Origin of the sequence: Gordonia sp. (in: high G+C Gram-positive bacteria) (assembly GCF_020438995.1) — a bacterium.
In the GTDB taxonomy this organism is placed as follows: domain Bacteria; phylum Actinomycetota; class Actinomycetes; order Mycobacteriales; family Mycobacteriaceae; genus Gordonia.
The window spans coordinates 1-10,077 of record NZ_JAGQTN010000200.1 but is presented as its reverse complement, the minus strand read 5'-3'; the positions used below and the strand labels follow the sequence as shown (position 1 = coordinate 10,077).

Genomic DNA, 10,077 nt, shown 5'->3' with positions numbered 1-10,077 from the left:
GGTCGCAACGACCACATTCGCCGGTCGCACGGAAGTACCAGAAGTGAAGTACCAGAAGTACTGGACAATCGACGTACTGACGAGCAGGTATCGACCACACGAGAGGAACGCCGTGCTCAAAGGCTTCAAGGAATTCATACTCAGAGGCAACGTGGTCGAGCTGGCGACCGCCGTGATCATCGGCGGTGCGTTCACCGCGATCGTCACCGCCTTCACATCCAGCATCATCGAACCGCTGTTCGCCGCCATTCCCACCGGCAGCTGTGACTCGGCTCCTGCCGCGACTGAAGCGGCCGAAGGCACCATCGCCGGACCGATCCAGAGCTGTCCACTCGGCTTCAAGATTCTCAGCGACAACGAAGCGACCTTTATGGACTTCGGCGCGTTGCTGACCGCGATCATCAACTTCCTGATCATCGCCGCGGTCGTCTACTTCCTCATCGTCATGCCGTACACCAAGCTCTCCGAGCTGCGTAAGAAGGACGACGAAGAGGACGGCGACGACGAGGTGTCGCTGCTCACCGAGATCCGCGACCTACTCGATGCCGACGGCACCATCGCCGCCAAGAAGAAGGCCGCAGAAGAGAAGGAAGCGGCCGAGAAAGCCGCCGCCGCCGCGATCCCGACCGGGGCCACCCAGCGTTTCGCGACCCCGCCGCCCGCGCCGCAGGGCCCGCCCCCGGGTGGTCCTGGCTTCAACGCCCCGGGTGGACCGCCGCAGTTCGGCGCTCCGCCGCCCGCCGGTGGCTTCCCGACGCCACCCCCGGCTCAGGGCAACTACCCGGCACCCGGCAGCTATCCCGGCCAGTTCCCCGAAGGTGAGTTCCCCGGCGACGATGGGCCCAGACACTCCCGCTGATGGGAAGCACCCTCCCAGCAGGTTGAGGTGCGAGGCCCCGCGAGCCTCGAAACCTGGCGAGACGACAATGTCATCTCGCGAGGTTTCGAGGCTCGTCGCATTCGCTCCTCACGCCTTAACCGGCGGGATGGTTGACCGGTTGTGACGGCCTGCCGAGCAGGAAGTTGTCGGCGACGGCCTTGACGTCGCCGGAGAACACCGACCCGACATGGCTGCCCTGGTACCAGTGCACCCGCCCACCCCAGTGCTGATGCAGCCGTTGGGCGGCCGTGACCGAGGTGATGCGGTCGTTGAGCGCGGCGATCACCATTCGCCGGTCCGGCTCGGCGTACGGTTCGACGCTGAGCGGATCCATCACGGCCGACACGGTCCGCACGGGTTCGCTGCTCAGCAAGTCGGCCATCAACTTGCCGCGGATACCGCCGCGGGACATGTGGTGGGTGAGGGTGCGGTGCATATCGAGCATCGGCACCGTCGCCATCACCGACGACACCCGCGGATCGAGCGAGGCCACCAGCGCCGCGATCGGCCCGCCCAGCGAGGTGCCGGCGATGGTGATGTCGATCGGGTCGTGGGTTTCGATCCAGCCGATCAGCGAGCGGATCTCGGCGACCGCCCGCATCGTGATCAGCACGTTGAGGATCGGGTCGAAACCCGGATACGCCACGCCCGGCACGCTGCGCGGCCCGTGGGCGGGAAGAACCGGCAGCACGAGCTCGAAGTCCAGATTGTTGTGCAGGTGCGCGGCCCGGAAGGTGAACAGGTCGTCGGGCCTGCCCTGGGCGGCGCCGTGTACCCAGATCAGCCAGCGGCGCCGCGAACCGCCGTGGCTCAGTACCCGCGCCGATGCCTCGTCGTCGGCGGCCGGGTCGAACCCCGCGACGGACGCCGGCAGTGGGTCGTTGACCCGGAACGTGATCTGGTCGTACGGCGTGGCCATGAATCGGCGCGACTGCCGGGACAGGATCTCGGGCGGTCCGGGATCCTGGTTGGCCCCCCGGACGCCGAGGGTGGCGAACTCGTCGGCGATCACCGCACACCGGTCCACGTAGGCGGTGATCGCCTCGTCGGCGGGGATGTCGCGCAGCACCGAGTTGATGGCGATGAAGAACTCATCGAAGACGGTTTCACCGACGGCCCGAGGTCCCCATCCCGACCGGGGACGACCGCTGCGGGTGTCGCGGATGTGCGCGATCCGGGCGCTGCGCAGCGACCGGGGTACCACCTCGGCGAACATATAGGCCCGGCTGAACCCGGTCTCCCAGCTTTTCAACGCTTTTCCTCTATCTTCAGACCGTCGGAACCGCTGTCCGACTCGAGCCAGACCAGACGCGGACTTTCCGGCAGGTCCAACGCCCGGGATACCTCGTTGAGCGAATCATGAACGCGCTCAAGGAAACTGTGCGGATCAGGCATCGACTCGGGGGTCGACACCAGACCCATCGTGATTCGGCCCGCGTAGCTGTAGGCGGTCAGGTTCACGTCGGCGGGTGCGATCGCCAGCGCGAACGACACCCAGTCGACCACCTCGATGTCACCGACCCAGCGGGTCTTCTTGGGCCCCGGCATGTTCGCGGTGGTGATGTTGTTCATGACCCGCGGCATGCGGTGCGCCGCCAGAATCCGGAACACCGGTCCGAGCCGCCCTGTGTAGGCCGACGTCTTCTCCGTCAGCTCGAAACCGACCTGCCGTCGATAGGCGACGGCCTCCCCGCAACTGGTGGCGGTCTGCTTGACCCGCTCCACCGGATCCTCCAGGTCCGCCCGCAGATACGCTGCGGCAGTGGCGATCTCGTTTCCCCAGGTGCGGGGCGAGGTGATGTCCTTGCACACCCCGAACACACTGACCTGGGCTCCCGGATCCTCACCGCGAGACAGCAGTTCGGCGCGCATCGCACCGGCGATCACCCCGTGCAGGGCGCCGTTGACGGTGGTCTCGGTAGCCGTCGCGATCTTCTGCACCGCGGCCAGCGGGATGTCGCCGCTGGCGCACACCCGCACGGCACCACTCGGGGTGTTGAAACTGTTGCGCGGCACCGCGAGCGGCTTGGGCAGAGTCGGCGTGCTGCTCTTGAGATGCGCGGCGCGGGCGAACCCACCGACCATTCCCGGCATCGCCCGGATCAGGCGGCGCGATTCCTCACGCGCCATCCTGCCCAGCACCCGGCGATCGGCCGGCGCCGAGGTGGGGTCGATGGGCGCGGGCTCGATGACCCCGCCCTCCTCCGATGTGGCGCCCCTGAACGTGTTGAGCGCGGCCAGGCCGTCGGCCACCGCGTGATGGATGCGCACCACCACCGCCTGGCGACCGCCGGTGACCCCGTGCACCAGAGTGAGCGCCCACAGCGGACGGTGCCGGTCCAACTGCCGCACGGCCAGCCCGGCGAGCACCGCGTCGAGTTCCGTCCGCCTGCCCGGTGCGGGCAGGGTGACCTCTTCGAGGTGGTTTCGGATGTCGAATTCCTTGTCGCGCACCCAGAACGGCCGGGCCTGATAGGCGGGCAGCCGCTCGAGATGCTGGGTGGCCCGCGGGAACCTGCCCAGATACCGCGGCAGGACGTCCTCGAGTTCACGCAGTGTGACGGGCTTTCCCCGGCGCGAGGTGTCGATGACCGCGATCTTGAGCGTGTGCATCGGCGTCGTGCGTGTCTCCATATTCAGCATGAGGGCGTCGGGCCCGCTCAGCCGTTCCATGATGTCCTCACCCCACTTTCGCTTCGGGGCCGCCCGCCACCGGGCCACCGCCGAGTGCGCGCTTGAGCACCTTGCCGGTCGCGTTGCGGGGCAGCTCATCGAGGAAATGAACCTCGCGCGGCACCTTGTAGCCGGCGAGTTGCGCCTTGACGTGCTCTTTGAGGTCGGCTTCGCCGAGTTCGGCACCGGGCCGGCGCACCACGTACGCGGCCAGCCGCTGACCGAACTTCTCGTCGTCGACACCGATCACGGCCACCTCCCCGACACCCGGATACGCGCCGAGCACCTCTTCGACCTCCTGCGGGTACACGTTCTCGCCGCCGGAGACGATCATCTCGTCGTCGCGGCCCACCACGAACAACAGTCCGTTGCCGTCGATGCGGCCGACGTCGCCGGAGACCATGTGGTTTCCGGCGAACGCCTTAGTGTTGCCGGAGGTGTAGCCGTCGAATCCGGAGTTGCTCTCCACGACGATCCGTCCGATCTCGTCGGTGCCGAGCACGTGGTCGTCGTCGTCGAGAATCCGGACGTTCGTCCCGGTGAGGGGACGACCGGCGGTCTCGGGGGCGATGCGCATATCGGCCGGGGTCGCGGTGCTGATGAGGCCGGCCTCGGTGGCGTTGTAGCTGTTGTAGACGATGTCGCCGTAGCGGTCCATGAACGCCAGCAGCGCCTCGGTCCGCATCCGCGAACCGCTCGCGGTGACGAACCGCAGCGACGGCGTCGGCCGGGCGTCGAGCACCTCGGCCGGCAGGTCGATGATGCGCTCGAGCATCACAGGCACAACCGCCAGGCCCGTGGCCGAATGCTTGCGCACCAGGTCGAGCGTGCCCTGTGGATCGAACCGGCGGGCCATGATCATCGTGCAGGTCATGGTCGAGGAGATGGCCATCTGGCCGAATCCCCAGGCATGGAAGACCGGTGCGGCGATCACCGTCGACTCCCCCGCACGCCACGGAATGCGCTCGAACATCGCGGCCAGCGACGAGACGTCGGTGCTGCCGCCGCGGCGCGCTCCCTTCGGTGTGCCGGTGGTACCCGAGGTGAGCAGCACGATGCGACCCGCCTTGGCCGGACGCTTTGCGCGGTGACCCCAGTGCGCCTCGATCAGTCCGTCCAGCGAATCCGTGCCGGCCACGTCGGCATCCGGATCTTCGATCCACGCGCGCACCACCCGCAATCCGGGCAGCCGCTGCACGGCCGGACCGAGGAGTCCGTCGAACTCGTCGTCGGCGATGAGCACGTCGACGTTCTCGCGCTCGAGCACGTCGGCGAGCTGTGGTGCGGCGAAACCGGTATTGAGCAGCACCGAGTCGGCGCCGAGTCGCGACACCGCGGCGATCGACTCGACGAGGCCGCGATGATTGCGGCACATGACCGCGACGGTCGACGCGCGCGGCATGGCGGCCAGCGCCGCGGCCAGGGCGTCGGCCCGCCGGTCCAGTTCACCCCAGGTGACCGGTCCGGCCTCATCGATGATCGCGATGCCGTTCGGGTTGCGGGCGGCTGCCAGGCCGATGCCGCTGACCGGTGACGCACCGCCGTGCCGGTACATGGCCAGCCCCATCCGCGCGTACTTGTCGGGCCGCAGCAGTGCGAGAAACCCGCTGCCGACCAGTTCGCGGACCACCCAGATCAATGCCATGATCCGGCCGCGGACCGCTGCCACCACACCGGTGATGTCCATTCCCCGCCTCATCGTCTCTCGTCGGACCTTTCTTATGTCGTATTCCCGGGCCAGGCCTGTCAGTCCTGCCCCGTCAACCGATGATGGGGAACCGCCGATCGGCGGCGAGACCGTCGAGCGCGTGCTGCATCCGCTTGCGGATCTCCGCATCGACGACGTCGATATCGGGATCATCGCCGAATTCGTCGGCGATGTTGATCGGGTCGAGGACCTCGGTGACCAGCTTGGACGGCAACGGGACGTTCAGCGAGGCACCGAGACTCAGGCCGAACGGGAAACCGAAGATGAACGGGGCGGAATCGGCACGGATCAGTTTGTCCAGGCGAAGCAGCTTGGCCAAGGTGTCGCCGCGGTTGATGAACCACTGCGTCTCCTGCCCTCCGATCGTCACGATGGGCACGATCGGCACGCCGGCCTTGAGTGCGGTCCTGACGTAGCCGGTGCGGCCACCGAAGTCGATCTTGGCCATGTCGGAGGTGGGCCGCATCGCATCCCACGTCCCGCCGGGGAACACCAGCGTGGCGGCACCCTCCTTGAGTGCGCGGACGGCGTTCTTGGGGTGCGCGGGCAAGAAGCCCACCTTGCCGAAGATGTCCTTACCCGGTCCGGTGAACACCAGGTCGTGGGCAAGGGTGTACAGGGGCCGGTCCTCGCCGAACTGGTCGGCAAAGGCGACGCCGATGACCGGCACATCGAAGGCCATCATGCCGCCCGAGTGGTTGGACACCATGAGCACGCCGCCGTCGGGTACCTTGTCCATTCCGGTGACCTCGGACCGGAAGTAGGTCTTGGCGATCAGGCGCAGCAGCGGCAGGACCCGTTTGACCCAGTCCTCGTCGCGTGCCACCAGATCGGTGCGCAGCCCATCGGTCTTGTCCCCTTGAGCCCCGTCTCCTTGAGCCTTGTCCCCGCCCGGCTTGGCCTCGCCGGCCGGTGCCGTTGGTTCGTCGGTCATCTTCTCTCGCACTCCTCCGCGCCTGTCGTGGCGCTCCCCCGGGCGATCACCTGCTGCGATCGCCTCCGGTACAGCCGACCTTGCCGTTACTACATCCTAAATTAGAACACGTTACAGTTTTCGGGGTATCACCAACTCGGTCCGGCAACCAGCTTACGGGTCGCGACGCTATAGATAGGCTTACCGTATGGACTTTCAACATCACGATCTACCCGACGACGAGATCCGCCGCCTCGCCGGCCTGTACGGACCCCTCGGCGCGGCGGTCCGCGAGTTGATCGACGCCGCGATCCGCACCGAGGTCGACGACGACACCATCCGCGCGGCCACCACGCAGATCTCCGACATCGCCGCAACGCTGCGCACCACACAGATCGACGGTGCGTTCGGCGTGCGATACAACTCCAACGGCAGCGGCATGGCCTGGGGAAACGCCGTGATCGGGCTGTCCAACGGTGTCGCGCCTCCACTCACCCTCACCTACCCGCCCGAGGGCGGCTCGGCCGCCGAATTCACCCTCGGCGCACCGTATGAGGGACCGCCCGGCTGCGTCCACGGCGGTATTTCGATGATGGTGCTCGACGCGATCCTCGGCTCGGCCGCCGCCCGCGACGAACAGGCCGCCTACACCGGCACCATCACCGTGCGCTTCCTGCGGCCGACTTTCTTGTTCACCCCACTCAAGGCGACCGCCCACGTTGCCGAGCGGGCGGGCCGCAAGAAGATCGTGCGCGGCTCCATCTCCGACTCTCAGGGCGACACCGTCGTCGCCGAGGGCGTGTTCATCCTCCCCAAGGAATCGAATGCACGCCCGCTCACCAGCGTCGACGGCAGCGCACAGCGTCCCGACTAGAGTGGCTGGAGTACGCGCACAGCCCTGCCCCCGGAACACCCAGGAGACATCGTGCTCAAGACCGGCGACACCGCGCCCGACTTCACCCTGCCCGACCAGGACGGCAACCCCGTCACGCTCTCGTCGGTGCTGGCCGAGGGCCCGGCGGTGCTGTTCTTCTATCCCGCGGCGCTAACCCCCGGCTGCACCAAGGAGGCCTGCCACTTCCGCGACATCGTCGGCGAGTTCACCGCGGCGGGCGCACGCGTCCTGGGCATCAGCGCCGACGATGTGACCAAGCAGAAGACCTTCGACAAGACGTTCAGTCTGGGCTACCCGCTGCTGTCGGACGCGGACAAGTCGGTGGCCCGGCAATACGGCGTGAGCCGGCGCATCGGCATCCTGCCAAACCAGCGGGCCACCTTCGCCATCGGCGCCGACGGGGTGATCGTGGCGGCCGTACACAGCGAGATCAACATGAACGTGCACGCCGACGCCGCACTCAAGGCGCTGGCCAAGAGCTGAGTGGCTACAGCACCTGCGACAGGAATGTCCGCAGACGCTCGGATGCGGCGTCGGTGAAGATCTGTTCCGGCTTGCCGGTCTCTACCACCACTCCCTGGTCCATGAACACGACGTTGTCGGAAACGTTTCGGGCATAGCCCATTTCGTGGGTGACCACGACCATCGTCATGCCGCCGGAGGCGAGGTCGGCCATCAACGCCAGCACGCCCTTGACCAGTTCGGGGTCCAGTGCCGAGGTGGCCTCATCGAAGAACATCACCTGCGGCTCCATCGCGAGTGCCCGCGCGATGGCCACCCGCTGCTGCTGTCCGCCCGACAGGTTGGCCGGCCGGGCGTCGGCCTTGTGCGCAAGGCCGACGAGTTCGAGCTGCCGCAGCGCCGCCGCCCGCGCTTCATCCTTGTTCAGGCCCTTGAGTTTGCGGGGGCCGAGTGCGATGTTGTCGGCGACGCTCTTGTGCGGGAACAGGTTGAAGTGCTGAAACACCATCCCGATGCGTTTGCGCAGGTCGTCGGGGTTGTCCTGGAGTACCGACCGGCCGTCGAGGGCGATGTCGCCGCTGTCGGGTTCGTGCAGACGGTTCAGGACGCGCAGGAGCGTCGACTTGCCCGATCCCGAGGGCCCGATCACCGTGGTGGTGGTGCCGGCGTCGACGTGGATGTCGACGCCCTTGAGCACCTTGTTGTTCCCGAACGCCAGGTGCAGACCGGTGCCGGTGAGCGACACCGCCTGCTTGGTGGTTGTGGATGTGGTTGACACAGTGTCTCTTTCGGGTTCTCGGTCTCTTTCGGGTTCTCACGGCTACCGGGCTACAACTTCTTGGGAGATTCTGGGACCACACCGTCGCTGGTCACCAGCGGCTCCGGATCGTCCTCGACGGGTGCCGGACGCCCGGTGCGCAGCCGATGATCGATGTAGTTGACCAGATGCGTCAGCGGGATCGTCAGCAGCAGATACACCAGACCCGCGGCGACCAGCGGCGACAGGTTGCCCGTCTGCGCGTTGAGGTCGCGGCCGACGGCGAACAGTTCGCGCTGGCTGGCCAGCAGACCCAGGAAATACACCAGCGAGCTGTCCTTGATGAGGCTGATGAACTGGTTCATCAACGCGGGCAGCACCCGCCGGACGCCCTGCGGGATCACCACCAGCCGCATCGACTGTCCGTAGGAGAAGCCGATCGCACGCGAGGCCTCCAGCTGCCCGGCCTCGACGCTCTGGATACCGGAGCGGAAGATCTCACCGATGTAGGCCGCGGCCAGCAGCGCCAGCGCCACCGCACCCAGCCAGTACGGATTGTTGCCGGTGACGTCGCTGACCACCGGGCCGATGCCGAGCCCGACGATCAGGATGACGACCACAGCGGGCAGGCCGCGGAAGATGTCGGTGTAGATGCGGGCGGGCCAGCGCAGCCACCGCGAGCGGGAGATACCGGCGACGGCCAGCAGCAGGCCGAGCAGCGTGCCGAGCACCCCCGACACCAGCGCCAGCAGCAGGGTGTTGGGCAGGCCGGTCTTGAACAGGTCCGGGAACGATTCCTTGTAGAGGTCCCAGTTGAAGAAGGTGTCGCTCAACTGCGCGAGGGTGCCCTTGCGGGTGCCGGTGTCGTCCTCCTTGCCTGCGGCGTTGTCGCGGGCGATGGCGGCGATGTCGGGCAGGTCGGGTTTCGCGGCTGCCTTGCTGCCGGGGGTCCAGCCCGCAGGCAGTTCGCGGGGTACCCAGTCGGTGTACAGCTTGGCGTAGGTACCGTCGGCGATGATCGCATCAAGTCCGGAGTTGAGCGCAGCCACCAGTTTCGGCTTGTTCTTGCCGACGGCCCAGGCCACGAAGTTGTTGACGCTGAACGTATTCTCGGTGATCTTGACCCCGTCGCCGGGCTTCACCGCGCCCTCGGCCTGCTGCGACGGCGCCACCCAGGCGTCGATCTGCCCGGTCTTGAGGTTGGCGTAAGCGGTGGCGTAATCGGGGAACTTCACCGGGTCGAGCTTGAGGGTGTTGACGACGTAGTCGTCCTGCACGGTGCCCTGCACCACGCCGATCCGCTGACCGGGCCCGAGATCGGAGAAGCTGGTCACCTTGCCGTCGGGCGGCGCGACCAGCGAGAAGTAGCCGAAGTCGTAGCCGTTGGTGAAGTCGACGGTCTGCCGGCGTTCGTCGGTGGTGGTGATCGACGACGATCCGACGTCGAACCGGTTGTTGGCCACCTGCGAGAGCAGGCCGGCGAATTCGGTGCCGGCGAAGGTGGTCTTGAGGCCGAGCTTGGCGGCGACGGCCTTGAGCAGTTCGTTGTCGAAGCCGGTGAACACGCCCTTGCGGTTGACGCAGATGCTCGGCCCGGCGTCGGAGAGGGTGCCCACGGAAATGGTGCCGGGGGTGATCAGTTCCAGCGCCCTGACGTCGATCTGATCGACCGGGGTGGTCGTGGGCGTGGTGTATTTGTCGACGCCGCCCTCGTCGGCGGCGGCCAGGTTGACCGGTGCCGCCGACGCCGACGCCAAGCCGGGCGCGACGCAGTTGTCGGGCGCGGCGT

9 protein-coding genes are annotated in these 10,077 nt (G+C 67.2%); 3 read left to right on the top strand and 6 right to left on the bottom strand.

The genetic code is table 11. The annotated features are described in order from the left end of the window. The first annotated feature begins 112 nt into the window (after positions 1-112). A complete protein-coding gene (mscL, locus tag KDB67_RS14660; RefSeq protein ID WP_291016992.1) occupies positions 113-859 on the top strand; it encodes a large conductance mechanosensitive channel protein MscL in 747 nt (248 codons plus the stop codon). Between the two features lie 115 nt (positions 860-974). Here the strand turns inward: mscL and KDB67_RS14655 are convergent, their stop codons facing one another. The 4 genes from KDB67_RS14655 to KDB67_RS14640 all read right to left on the bottom strand — a co-directional run bounded on the left by KDB67_RS14655 (position 975) and on the right by KDB67_RS14640 (position 6,195). Further along, positions 975-2,132: an alpha/beta hydrolase family protein gene (locus tag KDB67_RS14655; RefSeq protein WP_291016987.1), complete on the bottom strand. Its 1,158-nt coding sequence runs from the start codon at positions 2,130-2,132 to the stop codon at positions 975-977. After that, complete coding sequence (locus tag KDB67_RS14650; RefSeq protein WP_291016985.1) at positions 2,129-3,553, bottom strand: wax ester/triacylglycerol synthase domain-containing protein; 1,425 nt, start codon at positions 3,551-3,553, stop codon at positions 2,129-2,131. The genes KDB67_RS14655 and KDB67_RS14650 overlap by 4 nt, the downstream gene beginning before the upstream one ends. Before the next feature lie 7 nt (positions 3,554-3,560). Then, positions 3,561-5,240, bottom strand: a complete 1,680-nt coding sequence (locus tag KDB67_RS14645) for an AMP-binding protein (protein WP_291016989.1) — start codon at positions 5,238-5,240, stop codon at positions 3,561-3,563. A gap of 73 nt (positions 5,241-5,313) precedes the next feature. Then, the gene (locus KDB67_RS14640; RefSeq protein WP_291016983.1) at positions 5,314-6,195 is read right to left on the bottom strand and encodes a lysophospholipid acyltransferase family protein; all 882 of its coding nucleotides are present in this window, start codon (positions 6,193-6,195) and stop codon (positions 5,314-5,316) included. Positions 6,196-6,382: 187 nt separating this feature from the next. On the opposite strand from KDB67_RS14640, the gene KDB67_RS14635 reads away from it, so the two are divergent. Further along, the gene (locus tag KDB67_RS14635) at positions 6,383-7,048 is read left to right on the top strand and encodes a PaaI family thioesterase (RefSeq protein WP_291016980.1); all 666 of its coding nucleotides are present in this window, start codon (positions 6,383-6,385) and stop codon (positions 7,046-7,048) included. 51 nt (positions 7,049-7,099) lie between these two features. Then, positions 7,100-7,552 (top strand): peroxiredoxin, encoded by a 453-nt coding sequence (locus tag KDB67_RS14630; RefSeq protein WP_291016978.1) that lies wholly within the window; start codon positions 7,100-7,102, stop codon positions 7,550-7,552. A 4-nt stretch (positions 7,553-7,556) separates the two neighbouring features. Here the strand turns inward: KDB67_RS14630 and KDB67_RS14625 are convergent, their stop codons facing one another. Both KDB67_RS14625 and KDB67_RS14620 read right to left on the bottom strand, forming a co-directional pair. Further along, positions 7,557-8,309 (bottom strand): amino acid ABC transporter ATP-binding protein, encoded by a 753-nt coding sequence (locus tag KDB67_RS14625; RefSeq protein WP_291016975.1) that lies wholly within the window; start codon positions 8,307-8,309, stop codon positions 7,557-7,559. Positions 8,310-8,359: 50 nt separating this feature from the next. After that, positions 8,360-10,077, bottom strand: a 1,718-nt coding sequence (locus KDB67_RS14620) for an ABC transporter substrate-binding protein/permease (RefSeq protein ID WP_291016973.1), incomplete at its 5' end; no start/stop codon positions are given.

What these genes read in the sequence shown, in the direction of transcription:
- KDB67_RS14650 (WP_291016985.1), bottom strand. Translation starts at nt 3,553, where the DNA reads ATGGAACGGCTGAGCGGGCCCGACGCCCTCATGCTGAATATGGAGACA.
- KDB67_RS14645 (WP_291016989.1), bottom strand. Translation starts at nt 5,240, where the DNA reads ATGGACATCACCGGTGTGGTGGCAGCGGTCCGCGGCCGGATCATGGCA.
- KDB67_RS14640 (WP_291016983.1), bottom strand. Translation starts at nt 6,195, where the DNA reads ATGACCGACGAACCAACGGCACCGGCCGGCGAGGCCAAGCCGGGCGGG.
- KDB67_RS14635 (WP_291016980.1), top strand. Translation starts at nt 6,383, where the DNA reads ATGGACTTTCAACATCACGATCTACCCGACGACGAGATCCGCCGCCTC.